This is a genomic window from Novosphingobium sp. P6W, assembly GCF_000876675.2.
Taxonomy (GTDB): domain Bacteria; phylum Pseudomonadota; class Alphaproteobacteria; order Sphingomonadales; family Sphingomonadaceae; genus Novosphingobium.
This window is the reverse complement of the sequence record NZ_CP030352.1, coordinates 1,307,305-1,331,249: the sequence shown is the minus strand read 5'-3', so window position 1 is coordinate 1,331,249 and position 23,945 is coordinate 1,307,305. Positions and strand designations below refer to the sequence as shown.

Genomic DNA, 23,945 nt, shown 5'->3' with positions numbered 1-23,945 from the left:
CCGGGACGACGACAGCGCCCTTCGATATCTTTCGGGGTATGCACAGGCAGGCTGGCCCCCGGCGAACAAGCTGCTACGCTTGGCCAATGCGACTTTCCCATACGCCGAGCCTGAGCGCTCTTGCCGCCGCCCTTGCCCTTTCCGCCTGCGCCGCCGCAGGCCCGCCCGGAACACCGCCGGCACCGGCTGTCGCTCCGGGACAGGACAACGGCGATCGCTCCGCTCCGGCCCCCGTGGCAGGCGCAGTATCCGCTCAGGAACTCGTGTCGCGCGTCGACATTCCCTTCGAAAAGTTCGTGCTGCCCAACGGGCTGACCACGATCGTCCACACCGATCGCAAGGCACCGATCGTCGCCGTCACGCTCTATTACAAGGTCGGCTCCAAGAACGAGCCGCGCGGCCACACCGGTTTCGCGCATTTGTACGAGCACCTGTTCTTCGGCGGCTCGGCCAATGTCCCCAGCTTCGACATTCCGCTGGAAGGCGCAGGCTCAACGCCGACCAACGGCTCGACCTGGTACGATCGCACCAATTACGTCGAGACGGTGCCCACCGGCGCGCTGGACCTTGCGCTGTTCATGGAGAGCGACCGCATGGGCGCGCTGCTGCCCGCCGTCTCCCAGGACAAGCTCGACAAGCAGCGCGGCGTTGTCCAGAACGAGAAGCGCCAGGGCGACAACCAGCCTTACGGCCTTGCCGAATATGCCGTTGCCGATGGTCTGTTCCCGGTCGGCCACCCCTACCGCCATTCCACCATCGGTTCGATGGCAGACCTCGACGCCGCTACGCTGACCGACGTGCGTAAGTGGTTCACCGATCACTACGGCCCGAACAACGTGGTGCTGGTGCTCTCGGGCGACATCGATGCGGCCACCGCGAAGCCCAAGGTGGAAAAATGGTTCGGGCACATCCCCAAGGGCCCCGAAGTGGCGCCCGTGCAGGCCGGTCCGGTCACCCTGCCCGCGCCGATCTCACGCGACATGACCGACCAGGTCCCCGTGCTGCGCCTCACCCGCCAGTGGAGCGGGCCCGGCCTCAACGATGCCGATGCCCCGGCGCTGCGCGTCGGCATGCACATCCTTGGCGGCCTTGCCAGCTCGCAGCTCGACAATGCGCTGGTGCGCGGATCGCAGCAGGCGGTATCGGTCAGCGCCTCGGCGCAGGTCTACCAGCAGGTCAGCGTGCTTGAAGCCTCGATGGACGTGAAGCCCGGCGTCGAACGCACCGCCGCCGAAGCCGCGCTCGACAAGGTCATCGCCGATTTCGTCGCCCGTGGGCCGAGCGAGGACGAAGTACGCCGCGCCGTCGTCAGCACGCTTTCGGCCGAAATCGGCGGTCTTGAACAAGTCGGCGGCTTTTCCGGCAAGGGCGCGACGCTTGCCGAAGGGCAGGTCTATTCCGGCGACCCCGCGAAGTACAAGGCCGACCTCCAGGCCATCGCCGCCCTCACGCCGCAGAACGTCCACGAAGCGCTGCGCAAATGGCTGAGCCGTCCGGTCTACAAGCTGGCCATCGTGCCCGGGGCCCGTACCGAAAACGGCAACGTCATGGGCGGCTGGGGTGATGAGAAGGAAACCGCCGCTCCGCCGGCCGACGCCCGCGCCAAGGCGCCCAAGCTGGCTCCGGCGCCCAAGCGCACCTCACCCCCGGTCGCGCCGGTGGGCGAACTCGCCTTCCCGGCGATAGAGCGCACCACCCTGTCGAACGGCATCCCGGTGGTTCTGGCGCGCCGCACCGCAGTGCCGAAGCTGGTCCTCTCCATCGACTTCGACGCAGGCTTCGCCGCCGACGCGCTCGACACGCCGGGGACACAGGGCCTGATGCTCGACATGCTGGAGGAAGGCACCAAGACCCGCAACGCCACCCAGATCGCCGAGGAACAGGAACGTCTGGGCGCCTCCATCGGCACCACGGCCAGCCTCGACACCAGCAGCGTGATGCTGACCGCGCTGAGCGCCAATCTGGCGCCCTCGCTGGCGCTGACCGCAGACCTGCTGCTGCATCCCGCTTTCGCGCAGGCCGATTTCGACCGCACCCGCGGACAGGCGCAAGCCCAGCTCGCGCAGGCCGAATCGACGCCCAGCGCCCTCGCTGCCCGCACGCTCAGCGGCGAACTTTACGGCAGTCATCCCTATGCCCAGCCCGGCGACGGTCTTGGCACAAGGATCTCGCTGGCCGCGCTGACCCCCTCGGCCCTGCGCGCCGCCCATGCCAGGTGGCTGCGCCCCGACCTTGCCCGGATCACCGTCGTCGGCGACGTCACCATGGCGGAATTGAAGCCGCTTCTGGAAAAGGCGCTCGGCGGGTGGAAAGCCCCGGCCGCCGCCAAACCGGTAAAGGTGCTTGATGCGCAGACGCCCGCGCCTGCATCGCGCATCGTTCTAATCGACCGACCCAATTCGCCGCAGTCGGTGATCTACGCAGGACGCGTCCTGCCGCTAACCGGTCGCACCCCGGGCGAGGAGCCGCTGATGCTGGCCAATGACGTGGTCGGCAACGGTTTCCTCTCGCGCCTGAATGCCGACATCCGCGAGGACAAGGGCTGGAGCTACGGCGTGCGCACCGGGGTGACCCAGTCCATCGGCCCGCGCGCGCTGCAGATCATGGCGCCGGTGCAGGCCGACCGCACCGGCGATTCGATCAGCGCGATCATCAAGGACATGTCGGCCTTCCCGGCCAAACAGCCGGTTTCCGCTGAGGAATACCAGCGCGTCACCGAAGGCGCGATCCGCGCCCTGCCGACCCAGTTCGAAACCAACGGCGCGGTCCTGTCCGCCATCGTCAAGAACGACCGGCTGGCCCGGCCTGAAGACTACTACGTGCGCCTTGCCGCGACCTACCGTGCCATCGATGCCAAGCGAATCGGCGCAGCCGCCGGCCAGTACCTGCAACCCGCCGACCTGACCTGGGTGATCGTCGGAGATCGCAAGATCGTGGAACCGCAGCTAAAGGGCCTCGGTTTACCCGTAGAGGTCCGCGAGGCCGCCAGCGCCACCGGCGACGAAGGCGAACAATAGTAAGGAGCACCCGAATGTCTGTTGCAGGAACCTACGACTGCGTGACCAACACGCCGCTCGGCAAACAGAAGGGCGTGCTCACCGTGGTGCCCGGCGAAGCGGACAGCTTCACCGGGCACATCACGGGCGATCTGGGCAGCATGGATATCACCGACGGGCGCATCAGCGGGCAATCGCTGGCGTGGTCGATGAAGATGACCATGCCGATGCCGATGGACCTCGATTGCAAGGCCACGGTGGAAGGCGATAGCCTGACCGGGCAGATCAAGGCCGGCATGTTCGGTTCGATGGACCTGACGGGAACGCGGCAGGCATAAAACCGGGCCGCCCCAATACACGAAAGCCCGGCACCGCGCGCTCCATTGGGCGCAGTACCGGGCTCCCTCACCCCCCCAGGTGAGCTCGTGCGGCAGGATCGGAGTGCCCCCGCGCCGCAGCGTCGGTCTCCGACCATACCTATGCGCGCGCTTCGCATGCGCAGCATTTGGCGTGCGCGTAACCGCGCACATGTCATGAAATAGTTGGAAAGACCCCCCGTCCTTCCGGCGCAATCGATAACACCAGCGTTGCCGAAGACAAGCGTATTATTGCGGAAACACCGGTGGACCGCCGCTGTCGATGCTTAACAACGCCGGGGTGTTACGCAGGTGCAACACGTAGCGCACTATAGGGGGATTGCAGGATAGCGGCGGCAACCCTCGGTCACCGCCGCATAGCTGCCTCAGCCCAGCTTGGACTTGAGGATTTCGTTGATGACGCCGGGGTTGGCCTTACCCTGCATGGCCTTCATCGTCTGACCGACGAAGAAGCCGAACAGCGCAACCTTGCCGCCCCGGTACTGTTCCACCTTGTCGCCATTGGCGGCGAGGATCTCGTCCACCTTGGCTTCGATGGCACCGGTGTCGCTTTCCTGCTTCAGGCCTTCGCGCTCGACGATGGCGGTGGCGCCTTCGCCGGTTTCCAGCATGGTCTCCAGCACCTGCTTGGCGATTGAGCCGGAAATCGTCCCCTTGCCGACCAGCCCCAGCAGCTCCGCCGCCTGTTCATGACTGACGGGCGATTCGTCGAGCGACTTGCCCAGCTTGTTGAGCGCGCCGAACAGTTCGGAAATCAGCCAGTTGGCCGCCTGCTTGGCGACTTCGGCGGGCTGCTTGTCCTGTGCCAACGCAGTTTCCGCGAGCAGCGCCTCGAACCAGCGGAACGTGTCGACGTCGGCGGTCAGCACGGCGGCGTTGTAAGCGGAAAGCCCCAGTTCGCCTTCGTAGCGCGCGCGCTTGGCGTCGGGCAGTTCGGGCAGCGATGCGCGGCAGTCCTCGAGGAATGCATCCTCCAGTACCAGCGGCAGCAGGTCGGGGTCCGGGAAGTAGCGATAGTCGTGCGCGTCTTCCTTCGAGCGCATCGAGCGGGTCGATCCGGTGTTCGGGTCGAACAGGCGGGTTTCCTGCACGATCTTGCCGCCGCCCTCGATCACGTCGACCTGACGGTTCGCTTCGTGCTCGATTGCCTGCATGACGAAGCGCACCGAGTTGACGTTCTTCGTCTCGGTACGGGTGCCCAGTTCGTCACCGGGGCGGCGCACCGACACGTTGACGTCGGCGCGCATCGAGCCCTGGTCCATGTTGCCGTCGCACGAGCCGACATAGCGCAGGATCGTGCGCAGCTTGGACAGATAGGCGCCAGCCTCTGCGGGCGAGTTCATGTCGGGACGGCTGACGATTTCCATCAGCGCCACGCCCGAACGGTTGAGGTCGACATAGGACATCGTCGGGTGCTGATCGTGCATCAGCTTGCCCGCGTCCTGCTCGACGTGGATACGCTCCACGCCGATGACCTTGGCCTCGGGAATGCCGGCCTTCTCGTCCGCCTCGATGGTCAGCGAGCCTTCGCCGACGATCGGGTGGTAAAGCTGGCTGATCTGGTAGCCCTGCGGCAGATCGGCGTAGAAGTAGTTCTTGCGGTCGAAGCGCGACCACTTGTTGATCTGCGCGTCGATGGCCATGCCGGTGCGCACGGCCTGGCGGATGCATTCGCCGTTCAGCACGGGCAACATGCCCGGCATCGCCGCGTCGATCAGCGACACCTGGCTGTTCGGTTCCGCCCCGAAGGCTGTAGCCGAGCCGGAGAACAGCTTGGAATTGGAAGTGACCTGCGCGTGGACTTCTAGGCCGATCACGACCTCCCAGTCCCCGGTGGCGCCCTGGATGCGATACGTGCTCATATTACCACCACTTCTCAGGCTTGGCCGTGAACCCGGCGCGGGCTTCGATCGCGAGGCCGGCGTTCAGCACGCCCTGCTCGTCGAGCGGGCGGCCGATGATCTGCAGGCCAAGCGGCAGGCCCTGTGCGTCAAGACCCGCAGGCACCGACATCGCAGGCAGACCGGCGAGGCTGGCCGGCACGGTGAACACGTCGTTGAGGTACATCGACAACGGATCGTCGACATTCTCGCCTAGCGCGAAGGCGGCGCTCGGCGCGGTCGGGGTCAGCAGCACGTCGACCTGCTCGAACGCCTTCGCAAAGTCCTGCGAGATCAGCGTGCGGACCTTCTGGGCCTGGGTGTAATAGGCGTCGTAGAAGCCCGCCGAGAGCACGTAAGTGCCGATCAGGATGCGGCGCTTCACCTCGTCGCCAAAACCGGCGGCGCGGGTGGCAGCGTACATGTCCTGCAGACCGGCGCCGTCGGGCAGATCGCGCAGGCCGTAGCGCACGCCGTCATACCGCGCGAGGTTCGAGGACGCCTCGGCAGGCGCGATGATGTAATAGGCGGCCAGCGCATACCTGGTGTGCGGCAGCGAAACCTCTACCACCTCAGCGCCCGCGTCCTTCGCCCAGGCAATGCCCTGCTCCCAGATCGCGTCGACCTCGGCCGGCATGCCATCGACGCGGTATTCGCGCGGGATGCCGACCTTCTTGCCCCTGAGATCACCCGAAAGGCTGGCCGTCCATGCCGGAACCGCAAGGTCGAGGCTGGTCGAATCCTTGGGATCGAAGCCCGCCATCGCCTCCAGCATGATCGCGCAGTCGGTGACGTCGCGCGCCATCGAACCGGCCTGGTCGAGCGAGCTGGCGTAAGCCACCACGCCCCAGCGCGAGCAGCGCCCGTAAGTCGGCTTGATGCCCACGGTGCCGGTGTAGGCGGCGGGCTGGCGGATCGAACCGCCGGTGTCGGTGCCAGTGGCAGCAGGCGCAAGGCGCGCCGCGATCGCTGCCGATGATCCGCCCGAGGAACCACCCGGCGTCAGCTGCGCATTGCTGCCGGGGCGCTGCCACGGCGAGATCACGTTGCCGAAATAGCTCGATTCGTTCGAGGAGCCCATCGCGAACTGGTCGAGGTTGAGCTTGCCGAGCATGCCCGCGCCCGCTTCCCACAGCTTGCGCGAGACGGTCGATTCGTAACGCGGCACGAAGCCTTCCAGCATGTGGCTGGCAGCAGTAGTCTGCACGCCTTCGGTGGCGAACAGGTCCTTCATGCCGATCGGCACACCGGCCATCGGGCCAAGCGCCTGACCGGCACTGCGCGCGGCGTCGACGGCCTTTGCGGCCTCGATCGCCTTTTCAGGAGTGGCGACGATGAAGGCGTTCAGCGCGCTCTGTGCGGCGGCGACGTTGGCGTTGAACGCCTCTGCCACCTCGACGGCGGAGAACTGGCCGGCGGCAACGCCGTCACGGATGGCGGCAACGCCGAGATCAGTAATTGAGTTGGACGAATTTGGCATTATTCGATCACCTTGGGCACGCCGAAGAAGCCATGCTGCGCGGCGGGGGCGTTGGCCAGCACGGCGTCGCGCCGGTCGCCGCCAGTCAGCGGGTCGGCGTTGATGACGTCTTCGCGCAGGCGCAGGGTGTTGGGGATGACGGCGGTCATCGGCTCGACGCCGGTGACATCGACTTCGCCGAGTTGCTCCACCCAGGCGAGAATGCCGTTCAGCTCGGGCACCATCGCCTCAAGCTCGGCTTCGCTCACCTTGAGGCGCGCGAGGCTGGCGATCTTCGCCACGGTTGCGGTATCGACCGACATGGCTTTCCTTCACGGTTTAGCCCGGCGCGCAAGGCTTGGCGCCGGGGCGGTATTCGATTGCGCGCGCTAGCATCGGGGCCGCCCGGCTTCAAGCACGGGCGCGCCGGCAGCGGCGGCTATTGCCCCGGTTGAGGAGCGGGAGCCTGGCTTTGCTGGGCCTGCATCTGCTGCATCAGGACGGCGATCTCCTCGGGCGTCTTGAAATCGAGCAGGTCGATCTCGAACACCAGGGTCGCGTTTGCCGGGATCGGGCCGGATGCCTGCGCCCCGTAACCCAGTTCGGGCGGGATCGTCAGCTTGTACTTGCCGCCGCGCTGCATCTGGACAAGGCCCAGCGCGAAGCCGGGGACGACCTCATCCAGCGCCATCGGCATCTGCTGGTTCTGGTCGAACACTGTGCCGTCCGGCAGCATGCCTTTGTAGTTGATGAGCACATAGGAATGCTCGGGCGGCTTCTCACCCGTACCGGCGGTCAGCGTTTCCACGCGGACCTTGGGCGCGGCAGTTGCAGCCGCCGGGGTCGGAGCCGCCGGAGAAGTCTGCGCGGGTGCGGCGCCCAAAGACACCGCCGCCACGAGAACGAGAGCCGCCAACCGACCGGCGTTACCAGGCATCATCGAAACGATCAGGGCTGGACCGGAGCCGGAGCCGCGCCCGGAACGCCCGGCATTTCACCGGGAGCGCCCGGCATTTCACCGGGAGCGCCCGGCATGCCGGGGACCGCGCCGGGAGCGCCGCCCTGCTGCTGCATCTGCTGAAGCTGCTGCATGATGCGCTGCTGCTGCTGGATTTCGGCAAGGCTCTTGTAGTCGAGCAGTTCGACTTCGAACTTCAGATCGGCGTTGGCCGGAATTGCCGAACCGGCAGGCGGATTTGCGCCGTAAGCCAGCGCCGAGGGAATCTCGACCATGTACTTGCCGCCGCGCTGCATCTTCATGAGCGCCTTGCTGAAGCCGGGCACGAACTGCGCGACCGGATTGGGGTAGCCCTTGTTCTGGTCGAACACGGTGCCGTCCTGAAGCATGCCCTTGTAGTTGATGAGCACGACGTCTTCCATCGTCGGCGAATCGCCCGTGCCCGCGCTCAGCGTCTTGACGGTCGGGGTCGGCGGCAGTGCCGCATAAGCGATACCGCCGGCTGCCAGAGCCACCACGGCAACGCCCAGCCAGATCTTGGTAAGCGAACCCTTGGTGATCGGCTGAAGCGCAACGCGGGTGATCTCGGTCATGGATAGCCCTCTAACTCTTTAGATAAGGTGGGTAGTCGAAGAGTGATTCGTGCCCGAAAGGCGCATGCACAAAGGGCGCGGAAGTGAAATTCCGCGCCCTCATGGCTCAACCCGGCGCGGCGTTCAAGCCGCAAGCCGCGATTTCGAGGTGCCCTGCGCAAAAGCGCAGGAAACAGCGCTTACTTGGCGCCGTCACGCTCCATGCGCTTACGCTCCAGCTTACGGGCGCGACGCACAGCAGCGGCCTTTTCACGGGCGCGCTTCTCGGACGGCTTCTCGAAGTGACGGCGCAGCTTCATTTCACGATACACGCCTTCACGCTGCAGCTTCTTCTTGAGCGCACGAAGAGCCTGATCGACGTTGTTGTCGCGAACGAGAATTTGCATAAACCGACACACCTCACAAAATACGAACGGGGCCCGACCCACACCTTTCGGCGAGTCGAACCGCGAATCCTAGAGCCAAACCAAGGCCGCAACCGGCGAGGGTACGGCTCGAATGGCCGGCCCGTTACCAAAGTGACGCCTTGAAGACAAGTCCTAAGGGCCAATTGCAGCTGCAAAAGCACCGGGAAAAGCCATCAGGCTCATCCCGATACCGCGATCACGTGATGCTCTATATATAGCAATCCGCCCGCCATGCCCACCACGGTTGGAAATTTGCCGATTCGCGTCTAAGGCGGGCGCCATGCCCCAACCTTCCTTTCTTGCAGCCTCGTTATACGTGGCGTGCGGCGGTGCCTTTGGCTCCTGGCTGCGCTTCCTCGTCGGCCGGGGCTGGAGCGCCGCGCTCGGTCCCGTGCGCGCCGGTGCGTTTCCTTACGGCACGCTGACGGTGAACATCGCCGGCAGCCTTCTGATGGGCCTGCTCGCAGGTTCGCTCGCAAGGTTTGGCCAAGGAACAGGGATGCATGGCGAAGCGACACGCCTGCTGCTCGCCGTCGGTGTACTCGGCGGTTTCACTACTTTCTCGTCGTTCAGCCTCGACACCATCACGCTCATCGAGCGCGGCAATGTCGGTACGGCTGCACTCTATTGCGGCCTTTCGCTGGTCGCGGGTTTCGCCAGCCTGTTCCTCGGCCTTATCATGATGCGGAGCGTGGCATGAAGCCCGGCAATACCCCCGAAACTACCGATTCCGTCCGCCAGTTCACTGTCGGCAAAGACGATGAAGGCGTGCGGCTCGACCGCTGGTTCAAGCGGCACCTGCCCAACATCGGCTTCGCCATGGTCTCTCGCTGGGCGCGGACCGGCCAGATCCGCATCGACGGCAAGCGCGGCGATGTCGACACCCGGCTCGCCGCCGGCCAGATACTGCGCGTGCCGCCGGGCGGCGAGGCCAAGCCGGGGCTCGGCGGCGCCGACATGCCGCGCCGCGAACTGACCGAGGAAGAGATCGCGCTCGCCGATTCGATGGTGCTGACGCAGGACCGCGCCGCCATCGTGCTGAACAAGCCCCCGGGCCTCGCCACTCAGGGCGGTTCCGGCCAGAAGGAGCACGTCGACGGGTTGCTCGACGCCTATGTGGAGCGCGGGCCGCGCCCGCGCCTCGTCCACCGGCTCGACAAGGACACCTCGGGCGTCCTGCTGATTGCCCGCACGCCGGGCAGCGCCGCGTTCTTCTCCAAGCGCTTCTCGGGGCGCACCGCGCGCAAGATCTACTGGGCACTGGTGGTCGGCGTGCCACACATCCACGAAGGCATGATCGAACTGCCGCTCGCCAAGCAGCCGGGCACCGGCGGCGAGAAGATGCATGTCGACGAGAAGGAAGGCCAAACCGCGCGCACCCGCTACCGCGTGATCGACCGCGCCGGCAACCGCGCCGCCTGGGTCGAACTGCACCCGCTGACCGGCCGCACCCACCAGCTGCGCGTCCACATGGCGGCGATCGGCCACCCCATAGTCGGCGACGGCAAGTACGGCGGCCAGGAAGCCTTCCTGACCGGCTCGATCAGCCGCAAGATGCACCTTCACGCGCGCCGCCTGATCATCGAGCATCCGGACGGCACCCCGCTGGACGTGACCGCGCCCCTGCCCGAACACTTCGCCAACTCGCTGGAACAGCTCGGCTTCGAGGAATCCGAAGGTGAAATGCCGGAAGAGGCATCGAACGAGTTCACCAAGGACGAGCGCAAGAAGGCCGCCAAGCAGCACGCCAAGGAATACCGCAAGGAACGCCGCGGCGAGCGCCATAACCGCAGCGACAGCCCCTCGGGCCGGGTACGTTCGGGCAAGCCTTCGGCGAAGCCCGGCGCCAAGGCCATCGGCAAGCTGGGCGGCAAGCCTGTTGGCAAGCCCGGCACAAAGCCTGCTGGCAAGTCGTTCGGCAAACCGGCTGGCAAGCCCTCCGGCCCGCGTGCTGGCGGTCCCTCGGCACGTCCGGGCGGCGGCAAGCCGACCGGTCCGCGCACCGGCGGCAGCGCGGGCGCGGCCCGCAAGCCGTCCGGCGCCCCCCGAGGCGCGCCGCGCGGCCGGGGCTGATCAGCGATGAAACTGGCGGTATTCGACTGCGACGGCACCCTGGTCGATGGCCAGGCGCCGATCTGCGAGGCGATGGAGGCGGCGTTCGCGGCCTTCTCGCTGCCTGCACCCTCGCGCGGGGCGATCCGGCGCGCGGTCGGGCTCTCGCTCCCGCAGGCGATCCGCCAGCTTCTGCCCGCATCAGACACCGAGCAGCAGAACGCCATGGCCGAGGCGTACAAGCTCTCGTTCCGCTCCGCGCGTGAACAGGGCCGCGTCGCCCAGCCGCTGTTCCCCGGTATCGAGGGCACCCTGCGCGGCCTGCACAGCGCCGGGTGGACGCTGGGCGTGGCGACCGGAATGTCCGACCGGGGCCTGACCCACTGCCTCGCCGCCAACGGCATCGCCGATCTGTTCGTCACGCTTCAGACCGCCGACCGGCACCCCTCGAAGCCCCATCCGGCGATGCTGGAGCAGGCGCTGTTCGAAGCCGGCGCTCAGCCGGCCGAGGCGGTGATGATCGGCGATACCGTCTACGACATCGAGATGGCCGGCGCCGTGCAAGTCCGCGCCATCGGTGTCGACTGGGGCTATCACCACCCGCGCGAACTGACCGAGGCCGGCGCCGAGATCGTGGTGGAAAGCCCTGCGCTGCTTCTGGCGCACCTTCTCGCATGAGCGACCCGGCCGCCGCCCGCTTCGCCATGATCCAGGTGACGCGCATCTTTGGCGTCGCCTGTGTGATCGCGGGTATGCTGATGGCGAACGGCCGCCTGTTCGCAGGCGCTCCAGTCTGGATCGCCTACCTGATGCTCGCCATTGGCCTCGTCGGTATCTTCGTCATTCCGGTGAAAATGGCCCGCAAGTGGCGCACCCCTAAATAGAGCGATCCAGATGAAGCGATTCTATAAGGAAGCCAGCATTGAGCAGGCCGACGGCGGCTGGCGCGCGGTTCTCGACGGACGCGGTATCCGCACTGCCGGGGGGCGAGCGCAGATCGTGCCGACCGAGGCATTGGCCGCAGCCCTCGCCGCCGAATGGGCCGGCCAGGGCGAAACGATCGAGGCCTCCACCTTCCGCTTCCGCGATCTTGCGGACTTCGCGATCGACGCCATCGCCAGCAACCACGACGCCGTGATCGCCGAACTGGTGCCCTACGCCGAGACCGATACGCTGTGCTACCGCGCCGATCCCGACGAAGCGCTGTACAAGCGCCAGACGGAAATCTGGGAACCGCTGCTGTCCGCCTTCGAGGCGCGCCTTGGCGTGCGCTTCACCCGCGTCTCAGGCATCATGCACAAGCCCCAGCCCGGCGCCACGCTGGCGCGTCTGCGGACTGAACTGGAAGCGTGCGACGACTTCCAACTGGCCGCGTTGAAGATGCTCTCCAGCCTCTCCGCGTCGCTGGTCATCGCACTGGAGGCGATTCGCCCCAATGCCGATGCCGACGTTTTGTGGAAGGCCGCCGAACTGGAAGCCGACTGGCAAGTCGAACTCTGGGGCGAGGACTGGGAAGCCACCGAACTGCGCGTCACGCGGTTCGCGGCCTTCAAGCTGGCGATGAAGCTGGTCGAACTGGCACGGTAAGGAGCCGCGCATAGCTGCGTGCCTTAGCTCCCCCGCTGTAAATTCCTGCTGCCCGGACTGCAGCGGCCCTTCCCCACCCACAAAAAAGCCCGCCCCGGACAAATCCGGGGCGGGCCTCCTGTCAGAGCAAGCGCATGGGGTCGCCCGCTCTTCTTCTTGAGATCAGAACTTCGCGCCCAGCGCGATGAGCGCGTTATGGCGGCTGAAGTCGGATTCGTAGTTCGAGTAACGGTACTCAGCCTTCACGAAGAGCTGCTCGCTCAGGTCGTACTGGGCGCCCGCGCCGAGACGGAAGCCGTCGCCGTTCGCGCCTTCGCTGAAGCGGTCGGTGCCGTCGGTGTAGGTGGCGCGGATACGGGCATTGGTGTAGCCGCCAAGGACGTAGAGCTTGCTCTTCTCGCCAACGGTGGTGCCCAGACGCACGAGGGCCGAAAGATCACGGCCGGTCTTGATGCAGGCGCGCTCGGTGCCGGCAGTGACGCACTCCTTGGTGGTGCTGTCGGCGACGGTCCCCTGCACGCCAACGAACATCCCGCCCGACAGCGGCATGTCGTAACCGGCAGTCACGCCGTAGCTGAGGCCTTCGTCGGACTCGCCCTGCACCGAGATCACGTCGAGGCCGGTTTCGGCCTGAACGAAAGCCTGTGCGTTGGCGGCAGCCGGAACGGCGAACAGCGCGGCGGCGGCCGCTGCGGTGACGAACTTCTTCATGGTATGCTCCTGCGAATTCTTATCGTCCCGCCGTCGAAAGCAGCGGGCCCGCGCCCCTTAGCCGGGGAGAATTTGCCGTCAAACCATGGAGTTGCAACAAGGTGTCATGGAAACGTCATTGTGATTAATAAGTCACAACGAAACCAGACGAAGAACTGCGTTTCCGCCATGATCCATGGGGATTTCACGCCAATTCAGAATTATTGCCAGAGCGTTACCAAACTATTTTCAGCCCTCAGGCCTTTATTATCGGCCTGACGGTTCCTACGGGCGCGCAGCCCGCAGAAACCCTTCCATTCAGCCCTTCACCCAGTCCGCAACTTGCCGTGCAACGTCATTCGCCGCCTGGTTGAGTGCGGTGCCTACGGGCTTGGCCTTGGCTTCCACTCCGCTCACCACGGCCTCGAACCGCCGTGACTGGATCGGCGCGCCGCCGCGATCGGTGCGGATCGCGTCGAAGCGCACGATAACGGCGCTACGTTGCACATCGTAGCCCATCTGCAGCAGGCGACCGCCGATCATGGTCCTTCCGGTGACCTCAAAATCGCCGCCCTCGACCACCAGCTGCCCGGTGCGCGCACGCAGCGTTTCCGCCAGCACGGAGCGGAACTGGCGCGAAGGCTTTTCGATCCACAGCGCGTCCTTGAGATAGGCCACGCTGGAGGCATCAACGATAACCGGCACGCGCAGCACGTCCAGCCCGCGATCCGCCTCGGGATCGAGGACGACGATCGCTTCACTCAGCTGACCGCTGGACGTTGCGCCCGCTGGCGCGGTTTCCTGCGCGGTGAGGCGCAGCAGTTCGTCCGGCGGCTTGGTGCCCAGGCTGACGCAACCCGACAGGGTGAGCGCAGCCGCGACAGCCATGAAGCCGGCGCGATAGATGCTGCCTACGCGGATCTTGTGCAAGCGGGTCATCACGCTTTCCTTCACGGCTTGTAGTCGGGCAGCTTCTGCCCCTTGAGCAGCGCGCCTGCGCCCTGCTCGTCGATCTTCTCGGTGACGCTGCGCAGCGCCTTGCTGGTCGCACGCAGATCACGGATCGCGGCTTCGGCGGCGGGCAGCGTCTGCTGCGACACCTGATCCAGCGCCGGCTGTGCGTGCTGCATCGTTCTGTCGAGTTGCTCCATCGACTTCTGCGCAGAAGCCAGGGTCTTGCGCAGCTGGTCGGCCAGTGAACTGCCCTCACCGCCAAGCAGATCGTCGGCCTTGCCGGCCACGCCCTGGAACGCCTTGAGCGTCTGCGTCGCCTGCGCGAGGGTTCCGCGCATCTCCACCATCGTCGCGCGGAATTCCGGCGTCGCCTGCGAGAGGTCGGCGGTCATCTTGTCGGTATTCTTGAGGATGCCCGTTATCGACTTGCGATTGTCCTCGGACAGCATCTGATTGAGGTTTTCTGTCAACGTAGCCAGCCGCTCCATAAGCAGCGGTGCGTTGCTCAGGATTTCGCCGAAGCCGCCAGGCTTGGTCGGGATCACCGGCACGCCTTCCGGTCCCGGCTCCGTGATGAGCGGCGCGCCCTTGACGGCGCCGGCCAGCTGGATGTCGGAAACGCCGGTGAAGCTGCCCTGCACGGTGGCGGTAGTGCCGATCGTGATCGGAACCTTCTCGTCCACCTTGACGCGCACGCGCACGAAGCTGGGGTCCTGCGGCCACAGTTCGATCCGGGTTACCTGCCCCGCCGGCACGCCGGCATAGCTGACCTCCGAACCCTTCGCGAGACCATCTACCGACTGCTTGAAGAAGATGTCGTATTCGTTCTGGCTGCCTTCATTAAGGCGTGCGATCCAGATGACGAACACTGCCAGAGCCGCCAGCAGCACCAGCGTGACGGCTCCGACCCATACGTGATTGGCCCGTGTTTCCATCGCTGTGACCTATGCCCCCGGCTTTCTGATATCTATGCTGTCGGCGCCGTCCATAACGGCCGGCTCCACCTCGCGAGAGGCCGAAGACGGTTCAACGGCCTTTGCCGCATCCTGTTCCGGCGTTACCGCCGGGTCGCCTTTTCCGGCCAGCGCCGCACGGCCGCGCGGGCCGTTGAAATATTCCTGAATCCACGGATGGTCGAGCGCCAGAAGTTCCGGGATCGTGCCCACCGCGATAACCTGCTTGTCGGCCAGAACCGCAACCCGGTCGCAGATGGCGTAGAGCGTGTCCAGATCGTGGGTGATCAGAAACACGGTCAGTCCCAGCGTCTCCTTGAGTTCGCGGGTCAGGCTGTCGAATGCGGCAGCACCGATCGGATCGAGGCCGGCGGTCGGCTCGTCAAGAAACAAAAGTTCAGGGTCGAGCGACAAGGCGCGGGCCAGGCCGGCGCGCTTCTTCATGCCGCCCGAAAGCTCGTTAGGATATTTGAACGCCGCTTCCTCGGGCAGGCCGGAAAGGCGGACCTTGAAGCGGGCGATCTCGCTGCGCAGTTCGTCGGTGATTTCCGGGAAGAACTGCTTGAGCGGCACCTCCACGTTCTCACCCACGGTCAACGTGGAGAACAGCGCGCCGCCCTGGAACAACACGCCCCAGCGCGAGCGCAGGTCGATCGAGTCTTCCTCGGTCGAATCGCCCATCTTGTGGCCCAGAACGGTTATCTCGCCGGCGGTCGGCTGCTGCAGCCCAATGATAGAGCGCATCAGCACCGACTTGCCGGTGCCCGAGCCGCCGACCACGCCGAGGATCTCGCCGCGGCGGACCTTAAGCTGCAAATCCTCGTGGATCACATGATCGCCGAAGGTGTTGCGCAGGCCTTCGACCACGATCGGGAAGTCATCGGAGGTTGCGGGGGAAAGGTCGGTCATGCCCAGCCGATCTTGGTGAAGAAGATGGCAAAAAACGCGTCGAGCACGATGACCGTGAAGATCGCGGTGACCACCGCCTGAGTAGTGCGTGCGCCCACCTCCTCGGCGTTGGTCGTCACCTGCATCCCCTGATAGCAGCCCGCCAGCGCCACGATCAGCGCGAAGACCGGAGCCTTGATCAGGCCAATCCAGACGTCTGTGATAGGCACCACTTCCTGCGTGCGCTGGAGGAAGGTCCAGAACGGGATGTCGAGCGCGAAATTGGCGATCGTGGCACCGCCGATGATCGCCAGCACCGAGGAATAGAAGCCCAGCAGCGGCATCATCAGCATCGAGGCCAGCACGCGCGGCACCACCAGCGCTTCCATCGGCGAGACGCCGATCGTGCGCATGGCGTCGACTTCCTCGGTCAGCTTCATGGTGCCGATCTGCGCGGCGAAAGCGGAACCGGAGCGGCCCGCGACCATGATCGAGGTCATCAAGATGCCCAGTTCGCGCATCGAAAGGCGGCCGGTCAGATTGATGGTATAGATTTCGGCGCCGAACTGCGCGAGCTGCACCGCGCCCTGCTGGGCGATAACGATGCCGATCAGGAAGCTCATCAGGCCTACGATCCACAGCGAGTTGATGCCCACATACTGCATGTGAAAGATCAACGCGGTGCCGCGCAGCCGCGAAGGCCGGCGGATGACCTGCCCGAACGCGATGATGAGTTCGCCGAGGAAACCGATCAGCTTGTAAAGGCCATTGCCCCACAACGCCACCATATCGCCCAGGTCGGCAAGGGTGCGGGGGATCAGCGACAGTTCGGGTTCCGGCTCTGTCGCCGGTTCTTCCATGTTGCCGATGGCGGCGAAAAGGCGGCGCGCCTGCTCGCTCTCACCGGTGACTTCGAGGCCGCGTTCGCCCGCATAACGGGTAACGAGCCAGGCGCCGGTGGTGTCGATATCGGTGACGCCGGACATGTCGACCCGCGTGAAGTTCCCACTGAGACCGGCCAATTTAGCGTCGAGATTGCCCAGGGAATGCACGCGAAGCGGCCCCTTGAGCGCCAGGACATGGTCGCCGCCTTGGTCGTTTTCCGACAGGGTGAAGTCAGCCCATTCCCGCATGTTCGCTCGTATCGTGGAAAAAGCGTGGACCGGCAAGAGGTTCCACGGCTGCGACGAATTGTGTCGTTTACGTTTCGCACCATGCTTGCCAGCCGCTTGCGGCAAAACCGTGGCAATGCAGCACTATTGGCTTCTTGCGCGCAAACCCGCGCACTGGCAAAGCCCCGCGCCATGACCGAAGAGATTTCAGAAGCCGCACTCGACAAGACTTTCGATCCCGCCCGAATCGAGGCCAAGTGGTACGCCCACTGGGAAGCGGGGAACCTCTTCCGCCCCGAACGCCCCGATGCCGCGCCCTTCACCATCGTCAATCCGCCGCCAAACGTGACAGGTTCGCTGCACATCGGCCATGCGCTCGACAACACGTTGCAGGACGTGGTGATCCGTTACGAGCGTCTGCGCGGCAAGGACGCGCTGTGGGTGGTCGGCACCGACCACGCCGGCATCGCCACCCAGATGGTGGTCGAGCGCCAGATGGAAGCGAAGCAGGACAAGCGCACCAACTACACGCGCGAAGGCTTCATCGAGAAGGTCTGGGAGTGGAAGGCCGAAAGCGGCGGCACCATCACCGGCCAGCTGCGCCGTCTGGGCTGCTCGATGGACTGGAGCCGCGAGCAGTTCACCATGGACCCGCACTTCACGCGCGCCGTGGTCAGGGTCTTCGTCGACCTGCACAAGCAGGGCCTCATCTACCGCGACAAGCGGCTGGTGAACTGGGACCCCAAGCTGAAGACCGCGATCAGCGACCTTGAGGTCGAAACCCGCGAGATCAATGGCAGCTTCTGGCACTTCAAGTACCCGCTTTCGGACGGGTCGGGCCACATCATGGTCGCCACCACCCGCCCCGAGACGATGCTGGCCGACATGGCCGTGGCGGTGAACCCGGCGGACGAGCGCTACAAGCCGCTGCTGGAACGCGGCGCCACGGTAACGCTCCCGATCACGGGCCGCGAAATTCCCATCGTCGCCGACGAACACGCCGACCCGGAACTGGGTTCGGGCGCGGTGAAGATTACGCCGGGTCATGACTTCAACGACTTCGAAGTTGGCAAGCGCGCCGGCTTCAAGGCCGCCGACATGCTCAACATGCTCGACGCCGAAGCGAAAGTGCAGCAGACCTCGGACGGCCTGATCCCGCACGAGTTCATCGGCGTGGACCGCTTTGATGCCCGCAAGCGCGTGGTCGAGATGCTCGACGACGACGGCCTGCTCGAAAAGGTCGAGGACCGTGTGATCGCAACGCCTTATGGCGACCGCGGCGGCGTGGTGATCGAACCCTGGCTGACCGACCAGTGGTATGTCGATGCGGCGACGCTCGCCAAGCCGGCGATCGAGGCGGTGCGCACCGGGCAGATCGAGATCGTGCCCAAGACATGGGAAAAGACGTACTTCAACTGGATGGAGAACATCCAGCCCTGGTGCGTCAGCCGCCAGCTCTGGTGGGGTCACCGGATTCCGGCGTGGTTCGCCGAGGATGGCGAAATTTTCGTCGCCGAGACCGAGGAAGAAGCTCAGGCGCTTGCCGGCAACAAGAAGCTGACCCGCGACGAGGACGTGCTCGACACCTGGTTCTCCTCCGCCCTGTGGCCTTTCGCCACGCTCGGCTGGCCCGACAACCTCGAAAACAACCCCGCTCAGCCTGAGCCTGTCGAAGGCCCTGCGCATGGCGCCGAGGGTGCTTCGACAAGTTCAGCACGAGCGGGTCAGGGTAGCACGGGCACGAACATCCAATCCGCCTCGCTCCTCGCCAAGCACTACCCGAACGACCTGCTCGTCTCCGGTTTCGATATCCTGTTCTTCTGGAATGCGCGCATGGCGATGCAGGGCATTCATTTCATGAAGGAAGTGCCGTGGAAGCGGCTCTACCTGCATGGGCTGGTGCGCGCATCCGACGGGCAGAAGATGTCCAAGTCCAAGGGCAACGTGGTCGACCCGCTCGGCCTCATCGACCAGTACGGCGCCGACGCGCTGCGCTTCTTCATGACCGCCATGGAGAGCCAGGGCCGCGACGTGAAGATGGATGAGAAGCGCGTCGAGGGGTATCGCAACTTCGCCACCAAGTTGTGGAATGCCGCGCGTTTCTGCCAGTCGAACGGCATCGCCGCCAGCACATCGGTCGCCGCGCCCGCCGCCACCTCGGCCGTCAATCGCTGGATCATCGGCGAAGTCGTCGAGACCGTCGCCGCGCTCGACAAGGCCATGGCGGACCTGCGTTTCGATGCCGCTGCCAACGCGATCTACCACTTCGTCTGGAACCAGTTCTGCGACTGGTACATCGAACTCATCAAGGGTCAGTTCGATGACGAGACCAAGGCCGTCGCCGGCTGGGTGCTCGACCAAATCCTCGTCATGCTCCACCCCTTCATGCCCTTCGTCACCGAAGAGCTGTGGAGCAAGATGGGCGCGCGTGAGAACGAGCTGATCGTGGCGCAGTGGCCCGCACCGGAGGCCAAGGTAGATGCTTCCGCCAAGGTGGAAGTCGAGTGGCTGATCGCGCTGGTGGGCAACCTGCGCGGCGCCAAATCGGAACTGGGCATCTCGCCCGGTGCCCGCCTGACCGCCTACCTCGCAGAGCCGTCCGAGACGACCCGCGCAGTGATCGACCGCAACGGCAAGGCGATCGACCGCCTCGCCCGCCTCGACGCGATCCGCTTCGAGACGGCGCCGGCAGGGCCTGCCATGCAGGTCGGCGCAGGCGATGCGATGCTGGCGATCCCGCTGGACGGCGTGATCGATCTCGCCGCCGAAAAGGCGCGTCTGGAAAAGGCCCATGCCACCTCGATCAAGGAGCGCGATTCGCTCGGCAAACGGCTGGATAACCCGGCGTTCGTCGAAAAGGCCAAGCCCGAAGCGATCGAAAAGGCCCGCGCCGATCACGCCGCCCATGCAGCGGAAGCGGAACGCCTCGCGGCGGCACTGACAAGACTGGGGTAAGTCAGGTTTCATCCCCGCCTGCTTCGGCGGGCGGGGGTTTTTCGTAAGTGACGAACCTGCGAGGAAGACTTCGTCGCCCTGAACTTGGTTCAGGGTGACGGCCGGCTATTCAGTCGGCGGTGCCCGCCCGCCCCCTGCATGACGACTGCTTCCCCGCTATAAAAAGCGCCGCCTTTACCGCAAGGTGCCGCCGTACTCCCCTGAACCATATAAACCGTGTAAACCCCCGCCATCTTATGACCCTGACTCTCGCCACCACCACGCCGGGTGAACCGGAAATCTTCGCGTCGCTGCAGGGCGAAGGCCCTTCCATGGGCCGCCCCAGCACCTTTGTCCGCCTTTCGCGCTGCAACCTTGCGTGCCAGTGGTGTGACACCGCCTACACATGGCGCTTCACCGGCGACAACCGCTTCCACCGCGACGATCTCGCCTTCGAGCGCCGCGAGAATCAGGTGACGATGGAGGAAGGCGACCTCGCCCGCGCCGTCGCCGATCTCGTGCCTGACCGCCTTGTCATCACCGGCGGCGAACCTCTGCTGCAGGGCGCCGCGCTGGCGCGCATGGTTGCCGCGCTCAACGATCTGCGCCCGGGCATGCACGTGGAGGTGGAGACGAACTCCACGGTTGCCCCGCACCCGGCGCTCGATGGACTGGTTCACCAGTACAACGTCAGTCCCAAGCTGGCGCACAGCGGCAACCCCGCCGAACTGGCCCTGCTACCCGACCGCCTCTCGGCATGGGCGGCAAACCCGCGCGCCTTCTTCAAGTTCGTGATTGCAGAGGAATCCGACCTCACCGAAGTCATGGCCCTGCAAGAAACCTACGCCATCCCCGGCCAGCGTCTGTTCCTGATGCCCGAAGGCCGCTCCAGCGATGTCATCAGGCAGCGTTCGGGCTGGCTGGCGGATTTCTGCTCGCTACACGGACTACGGTTTACCGACCGCTTGCACATTCACCTCTGGGGCGACACGAGGGGCACATGAACGAAGCATCTCCTATCCCCCTCGGCGAGGAAACTCCCAGTGCTGCCTCGCCTCAGGAGCAGGCCGCCGCAAGGCCGGCTATGCGCGGGGATCTGACCAAGGGGCCGATCCTCAAGACGCTGCTGCTGTTCTCGATCCCGATGCTGCTGTCCAATGTGCTGCAGACGCTGAACGGGTCGGTCAACGCGATCTGGGTGGGCCGACTGCTGGGAGAAGCAGCGCTGGCGGCGACGGCGAACGCGAACATCGTGATGTTCCTGGTGTTCGCTGCCGTGTTCGGCTTCGGCATGGCCACCACGGTCCGCGTTGGCCAGCACTTCGGCGCGCGAGACATCGACGGGGCCCGGCGCACCTTCGGCACCGGCCTGGGCTTCTGCCTCATCATTTCGGTGATCACCGGCGCGATCGGCTGGCTGGGCGGCGGCGCCTTGCTCGATGCACTGGGCACGCCCGCCGCCAGCCGCGGCGAAGCGCTCGCCTACCTGCAGGTGATCTTCGTCACCCTGCCGCTGGGCACCATCAACATGATGGTCTCGATGGGCATGCGCGGCGCCGGCGATTCCAAGACTCCGCTTTACGCGATGATCCTGGCCGTGACGCTGGACATCGCCTTCAACCCGATCCTCATCATGGGTCTCGGGCCGTTCCCCGCCCTTGGCGTCGCGGGTTCGGCGATGGCGACGGCCTGCGCCAACACCGCGGGCATGCTGTTCCAGCTCTGGCACATCTACCGCAAGGACCTGTCGCTGCGGCTGCGCGGACCGGAACTGCGCTATCTCATTCCGCGCGGCGCAGACCTGCGTTATGTCGTGACCAAGGGCCTGCCAATGGGCGCGCAGATGTTGATCGTCTCTTCGGCCGGTCTCATCATGATCAGCCTCGTCAACCGCGAGGGGCTGAACGCGGCTGCTGCCTACGGTGCCTCGCTACAGCTGTGGAACTACCTGCAGATGCCCGCCTTCGCCATAGGTTCGGCAGTGAGCGCGATGGTCGCGCAGTCGCTGGGCGCCGGCGATCACAGCCGCGTCGACAAGGTGACGATGACCGGGCTCGGCGCCAATCTGGTGATGTCGACGGTGGTGGCGGCCCTGATCGTCATCTTCGACCATCCGCTGCTGGCGCTGTTCCTGGGCGGTGACAGCCCGGCCATGCCGATCGCTGAGCATATCCAGCTTATCTGCACGGCCTCGTTCGTGATCGTCTCGGTGACAATGATCATGACCGGCACGATGCGCGCCTATGGCTCCGTCGTGCCGCCGCTGGTGATCCTGTTTCTCGGGCTTTATCCGGGGCGCCTGGGTTTTTACGCGCTGGCGGTGCCCTACATCGGCAGCGAAGCGGTGTGGTGGGCCTACCCGGTCGGCTCGGCGCTGACGGTACTCATCACGCTTGCTTACTACCGCATGGGCAATTGGCGCGCGGCCTATAAGGGCTGAGCTTTCAGGCCGCGTGATTAGCGCCCCTGGGCGCGCCAGCGCTGGACGGTGCGCAGGACCATCTCCTCCTCGCCGCCGGTCTCGTTCCACAGGCGGGTGAACGAGGGATCGGCCGAAGCCGGGCGTTTGTGTTCTTCAAGATCGTCAAAGGACACCCGCATCGGGATCGCCACGCCCTCTCCGCAGATGATGCATTCGCGGTTGCGCAGGGCCGGGATCGAATCGAGGAACCCGCGCGCACCTTCCGGCATCGCCGCGCGCACGAAAGCCTGATCGCGGTCGTTGTTGAGGCGCATCGAGATAATCGTGCCGCACTGCGACAGCACGCCCTCGGCAAGGTCCGAGGGGCGCTGGGTGATTAGGCCCAGCGAAATGCCGTACTTGCGGCCCTCCTTGGCGATGCGCGAAAGGATGCGCCCGACGGAGGAACCGTCGGCATTCTTCTCGTTAGGGACGTAGCGGTGGGCTTCCTCGCACACCAGCAGGATCGGCCGGGTCTGCTCCTCGCGCGCCCAGACGGCGAAGTCGAAGACCAGACGGCTCAGCACCGCGACGACAGTGGAAGTGATCTCCGTCGGCACGCCCGAAACATCGATGATCGAGATCGGCCGCCCGCGCGAAGGCAGTCGGAACAGCTTGGAGATGAACTCGGCCATGATATCGCCCACCAGCATGCCGGAGAACATGAACTGATAGCGCGGGTCGCTCTTCATCTCGTCAATCTTGCTGCGAATGCGCAGATAGGGCGCGCTGGTATGCCCCTTGTCGAGCTTGCCCATCGCATTGTTGAGAATCATGCCGAGGTCCGACAGCAAATACGGAATCGGCGAATCGACGGTGATCTTGCCCATCTGCTCGGCCAGCCGGTTCTTCGAACGCGCTTCCAGCAATGCCTTGCCGAGGATTTCGGCATCGAGCTGGCGATCGTCCCCGCGCGAGGTCAGCAGGACTTCGCAATGCTCCTCGAAGTTCATCAGCCAATAGGGCATCTGCAGATTGGTGACGTCTAGGATCACGCCGGTGTCGCGGAAGGCAGCGGCATATTCGCCATGCGGGTCGACCATGATGATATGGCCTTCCGGCGCATGTTCGCAGATCCGGTGGAGGATCAGCGCGGCACTGGTCGACTTGCCGGTGCCGGTCGAACCAAGCAGCGCGAAGTGCTTGCCCAGGAGCGCATCGACATAGAGGCCGGCGCGGATATCCTTGGTGGGATAGACATTGCCGACCTGAATCGAAGAGCGCCCATCGCTGGCGTAGATCTGGCGAAGGTCGTCGCTTGTGGCAGGATAGACCAGTGTGCCGGGGATCGGATAGAACGTTACGCCGCGCCGGAAGGCCATGATGCGCCCGGTCAGCCGCTCCTCCTCCCCTTCGCCGAGAAAGTCGACGTCGGACAGAACCGCGCCGGACATCTTGGCGTCCTGCTTCTGGTTACGCACGCTGGCCAGCAGCCAGCCATTACCGACGCGAATCTTGACCTGGCTGCTCACTTGGCCCGACAGCGCCACGGAAGGGTCGCGGTCGGCGGCGATCTCGTTCAGGCGTTCCAGATCGAAGGCGATGCGGCTGCCCGACCCGCTGATCTCAAGCACGACACCGATGGGTTCCTGACCATGTGCGGGCGCGGCGCCGGTCATGGGCGCCGTGCCTGCCTGGGGCATG

22 protein-coding genes are annotated in these 23,945 nt (G+C 65.3%); 10 read left to right on the top strand and 12 right to left on the bottom strand.

The window, feature by feature from the left end:
- The first annotated feature begins 86 nt into the window (after positions 1–86).
- Together TQ38_RS06450 and TQ38_RS06445 are read left to right on the top strand one after the other, a co-directional pair.
- Positions 87–3,017: a pitrilysin family protein gene (locus TQ38_RS06450; protein ID WP_043976255.1), complete on the top strand. Its 2,931-nt coding sequence runs from the start codon at positions 87–89 to the stop codon at positions 3,015–3,017.
- Between the two features lie 14 nt (positions 3,018–3,031).
- Positions 3,032–3,334: a hypothetical protein gene (locus TQ38_RS06445; RefSeq protein ID WP_043976257.1), complete on the top strand. Its 303-nt coding sequence runs from the start codon at positions 3,032–3,034 to the stop codon at positions 3,332–3,334.
- A 404-nt stretch (positions 3,335–3,738) separates the two neighbouring features.
- Here the strand turns inward: TQ38_RS06445 and gatB are convergent, their stop codons facing one another.
- From gatB to rpsU, 6 genes are all read right to left on the bottom strand, one after another.
- Positions 3,739–5,235 carry an Asp-tRNA(Asn)/Glu-tRNA(Gln) amidotransferase subunit GatB gene (gatB, locus tag TQ38_RS06440; RefSeq protein WP_043976259.1) on the bottom strand — a complete coding sequence of 499 codons (1,497 nt, stop codon included), beginning with the start codon at positions 5,233–5,235 and terminating at the stop codon, positions 3,739–3,741.
- Position 5,236: 1 nt separating this feature from the next.
- Positions 5,237–6,733, bottom strand: coding sequence for an Asp-tRNA(Asn)/Glu-tRNA(Gln) amidotransferase subunit GatA (gatA, locus tag TQ38_RS06435; RefSeq protein WP_043976260.1), 1,497 nt, complete (start codon positions 6,731–6,733; stop codon positions 5,237–5,239).
- The gene (gatC, locus tag TQ38_RS06430) at positions 6,733–7,035 is read right to left on the bottom strand and encodes an Asp-tRNA(Asn)/Glu-tRNA(Gln) amidotransferase subunit GatC (RefSeq protein WP_043976262.1); all 303 of its coding nucleotides are present in this window, start codon (positions 7,033–7,035) and stop codon (positions 6,733–6,735) included. Before gatC ends, gatA begins: the two co-directional genes overlap by 1 nt.
- A 116-nt stretch (positions 7,036–7,151) precedes the next feature.
- Complete coding sequence (locus tag TQ38_RS06425) at positions 7,152–7,652, bottom strand: FKBP-type peptidyl-prolyl cis-trans isomerase (RefSeq protein WP_043976263.1); 501 nt, start codon at positions 7,650–7,652, stop codon at positions 7,152–7,154.
- A gap of 8 nt (positions 7,653–7,660) precedes the next feature.
- The gene (locus TQ38_RS06420; protein ID WP_043976266.1) at positions 7,661–8,263 is read right to left on the bottom strand and encodes an FKBP-type peptidyl-prolyl cis-trans isomerase; all 603 of its coding nucleotides are present in this window, start codon (positions 8,261–8,263) and stop codon (positions 7,661–7,663) included.
- 179 nt (positions 8,264–8,442) lie between these two features.
- A complete protein-coding gene (rpsU, locus tag TQ38_RS06415; RefSeq protein ID WP_043976268.1) occupies positions 8,443–8,649 on the bottom strand; it encodes a 30S ribosomal protein S21 in 207 nt (68 codons plus the stop codon).
- A 301-nt stretch (positions 8,650–8,950) separates the two neighbouring features.
- Between rpsU and crcB the strand changes: the two genes are divergently transcribed.
- The 5 genes from crcB to TQ38_RS06390 are packed head-to-tail and all read left to right on the top strand — an operon-like array spanning position 8,951 to position 12,309.
- Positions 8,951–9,370: a fluoride efflux transporter CrcB gene (gene crcB / locus TQ38_RS06410; protein WP_043976270.1), complete on the top strand. Its 420-nt coding sequence runs from the start codon at positions 8,951–8,953 to the stop codon at positions 9,368–9,370.
- A complete protein-coding gene (locus tag TQ38_RS06405; RefSeq protein ID WP_043976271.1) occupies positions 9,367–10,743 on the top strand; it encodes an RluA family pseudouridine synthase in 1,377 nt (458 codons plus the stop codon). Before crcB ends, TQ38_RS06405 begins: the two co-directional genes overlap by 4 nt.
- A gap of 6 nt (positions 10,744–10,749) precedes the next feature.
- On the top strand, positions 10,750–11,400 hold the full coding sequence (locus TQ38_RS06400; protein ID WP_043976273.1) for an HAD-IA family hydrolase: 651 nt from the start codon (positions 10,750–10,752) through the stop codon (positions 11,398–11,400).
- Entirely contained in the window at positions 11,397–11,606 is a 210-nt protein-coding gene (locus TQ38_RS06395; RefSeq protein ID WP_043976275.1) for a hypothetical protein, read from the top strand. The genes TQ38_RS06400 and TQ38_RS06395 overlap by 4 nt, the downstream gene beginning before the upstream one ends.
- Positions 11,607–11,616: 10 nt before the next feature.
- Positions 11,617–12,309 (top strand): ATP12 family chaperone protein, encoded by a 693-nt coding sequence (locus TQ38_RS06390; protein ID WP_043976276.1) that lies wholly within the window; start codon positions 11,617–11,619, stop codon positions 12,307–12,309.
- A gap of 162 nt (positions 12,310–12,471) precedes the next feature.
- Here TQ38_RS06390 and TQ38_RS06385 read toward each other — a convergent pair whose 3' ends face one another.
- The 5 genes from TQ38_RS06385 to TQ38_RS06365 form a co-directional block, all read right to left on the bottom strand.
- Positions 12,472–13,020: an outer membrane protein gene (locus tag TQ38_RS06385; protein WP_043976278.1), complete on the bottom strand. Its 549-nt coding sequence runs from the start codon at positions 13,018–13,020 to the stop codon at positions 12,472–12,474.
- 297 nt (positions 13,021–13,317) lie between these two features.
- Entirely contained in the window at positions 13,318–13,938 is a 621-nt protein-coding gene (locus TQ38_RS06380; protein ID WP_043976279.1) for an ABC-type transport auxiliary lipoprotein family protein, read from the bottom strand.
- Between the two features lie 11 nt (positions 13,939–13,949).
- Positions 13,950–14,888 carry an MlaD family protein gene (locus tag TQ38_RS06375; protein ID WP_043976282.1) on the bottom strand — a complete coding sequence of 313 codons (939 nt, stop codon included), beginning with the start codon at positions 14,886–14,888 and terminating at the stop codon, positions 13,950–13,952.
- Between the two features lie 9 nt (positions 14,889–14,897).
- Entirely contained in the window at positions 14,898–15,815 is a 918-nt protein-coding gene (locus tag TQ38_RS06370) for an ABC transporter ATP-binding protein (protein WP_043976284.1), read from the bottom strand.
- Positions 15,812–16,927 carry an MlaE family lipid ABC transporter permease subunit gene (locus TQ38_RS06365; protein ID WP_043976286.1) on the bottom strand — a complete coding sequence of 372 codons (1,116 nt, stop codon included), beginning with the start codon at positions 16,925–16,927 and terminating at the stop codon, positions 15,812–15,814. The genes TQ38_RS06370 and TQ38_RS06365 overlap by 4 nt, the downstream gene beginning before the upstream one ends.
- Positions 16,928–17,098: 171 nt before the next feature.
- Here TQ38_RS06365 and TQ38_RS06360 point away from each other — a divergent pair, with 171 nt between their 5' ends.
- From TQ38_RS06360 to TQ38_RS06350, 3 genes are all read left to right on the top strand, one after another.
- Positions 17,099–19,861 (top strand): valine--tRNA ligase, encoded by a 2,763-nt coding sequence (locus TQ38_RS06360; RefSeq protein WP_043976288.1) that lies wholly within the window; start codon positions 17,099–17,101, stop codon positions 19,859–19,861.
- A gap of 236 nt (positions 19,862–20,097) precedes the next feature.
- Positions 20,098–20,844, top strand: a complete 747-nt coding sequence (locus TQ38_RS06355; protein WP_043976289.1) for a 7-carboxy-7-deazaguanine synthase QueE — start codon at positions 20,098–20,100, stop codon at positions 20,842–20,844.
- Positions 20,841–22,280 (top strand): MATE family efflux transporter, encoded by a 1,440-nt coding sequence (locus tag TQ38_RS06350; RefSeq protein ID WP_082057738.1) that lies wholly within the window; start codon positions 20,841–20,843, stop codon positions 22,278–22,280. The genes TQ38_RS06355 and TQ38_RS06350 overlap by 4 nt, the downstream gene beginning before the upstream one ends.
- A gap of 17 nt (positions 22,281–22,297) precedes the next feature.
- On the opposite strand, the gene TQ38_RS06345 is transcribed toward TQ38_RS06350, so the two are convergent.
- Complete coding sequence (locus tag TQ38_RS06345) at positions 22,298–23,944, bottom strand: ATP-binding protein (protein WP_240198011.1); 1,647 nt, start codon at positions 23,942–23,944, stop codon at positions 22,298–22,300.
- Position 23,945 lies beyond the last annotated feature (1 nt).

Coding starts and splice junctions, on each gene's coding strand:
- TQ38_RS06390 (WP_043976276.1), top strand. CDS start 11,617: ATGAAGCGATTCTATAAGGAAGCCAGCATTGAGCAGGCCGACGGCGGC.
- TQ38_RS06375 (WP_043976282.1), bottom strand. CDS start 14,888: ATGGAAACACGGGCCAATCACGTATGGGTCGGAGCCGTCACGCTGGTG.
- TQ38_RS06425 (WP_043976263.1), bottom strand. CDS start 7,652: ATGATGCCTGGTAACGCCGGTCGGTTGGCGGCTCTCGTTCTCGTGGCG.
- TQ38_RS06370 (WP_043976284.1), bottom strand. CDS start 15,815: ATGACCGACCTTTCCCCCGCAACCTCCGATGACTTCCCGATCGTGGTC.
- TQ38_RS06420 (WP_043976266.1), bottom strand. CDS start 8,263: ATGACCGAGATCACCCGCGTTGCGCTTCAGCCGATCACCAAGGGTTCG.
- gatC (WP_043976262.1), bottom strand. CDS start 7,035: ATGTCGGTCGATACCGCAACCGTGGCGAAGATCGCCAGCCTCGCGCGC.
- TQ38_RS06365 (WP_043976286.1), bottom strand. CDS start 16,927: ATGCGGGAATGGGCTGACTTCACCCTGTCGGAAAACGACCAAGGCGGC.
- gatB (WP_043976259.1), bottom strand. CDS start 5,235: ATGAGCACGTATCGCATCCAGGGCGCCACCGGGGACTGGGAGGTCGTG.
- TQ38_RS06380 (WP_043976279.1), bottom strand. CDS start 13,938: ATGACCCGCTTGCACAAGATCCGCGTAGGCAGCATCTATCGCGCCGGC.
- TQ38_RS06395 (WP_043976275.1), top strand. CDS start 11,397: ATGAGCGACCCGGCCGCCGCCCGCTTCGCCATGATCCAGGTGACGCGC.
- TQ38_RS06405 (WP_043976271.1), top strand. CDS start 9,367: ATGAAGCCCGGCAATACCCCCGAAACTACCGATTCCGTCCGCCAGTTC.
- TQ38_RS06400 (WP_043976273.1), top strand. CDS start 10,750: ATGAAACTGGCGGTATTCGACTGCGACGGCACCCTGGTCGATGGCCAG.
- TQ38_RS06350 (WP_082057738.1), top strand. CDS start 20,841: ATGAACGAAGCATCTCCTATCCCCCTCGGCGAGGAAACTCCCAGTGCT.
- crcB (WP_043976270.1), top strand. CDS start 8,951: ATGCCCCAACCTTCCTTTCTTGCAGCCTCGTTATACGTGGCGTGCGGC.
- TQ38_RS06450 (WP_043976255.1), top strand. CDS start 87: ATGCGACTTTCCCATACGCCGAGCCTGAGCGCTCTTGCCGCCGCCCTT.
- TQ38_RS06345 (WP_240198011.1), bottom strand. CDS start 23,944: ATGCCCCAGGCAGGCACGGCGCCCATGACCGGCGCCGCGCCCGCACAT.
- gatA (WP_043976260.1), bottom strand. CDS start 6,733: ATGCCAAATTCGTCCAACTCAATTACTGATCTCGGCGTTGCCGCCATC.
- TQ38_RS06445 (WP_043976257.1), top strand. CDS start 3,032: ATGTCTGTTGCAGGAACCTACGACTGCGTGACCAACACGCCGCTCGGC.
- TQ38_RS06360 (WP_043976288.1), top strand. CDS start 17,099: ATGACCGAAGAGATTTCAGAAGCCGCACTCGACAAGACTTTCGATCCC.
- rpsU (WP_043976268.1), bottom strand. CDS start 8,649: ATGCAAATTCTCGTTCGCGACAACAACGTCGATCAGGCTCTTCGTGCG.
- TQ38_RS06385 (WP_043976278.1), bottom strand. CDS start 13,020: ATGAAGAAGTTCGTCACCGCAGCGGCCGCCGCCGCGCTGTTCGCCGTT.
- TQ38_RS06355 (WP_043976289.1), top strand. CDS start 20,098: ATGACCCTGACTCTCGCCACCACCACGCCGGGTGAACCGGAAATCTTC.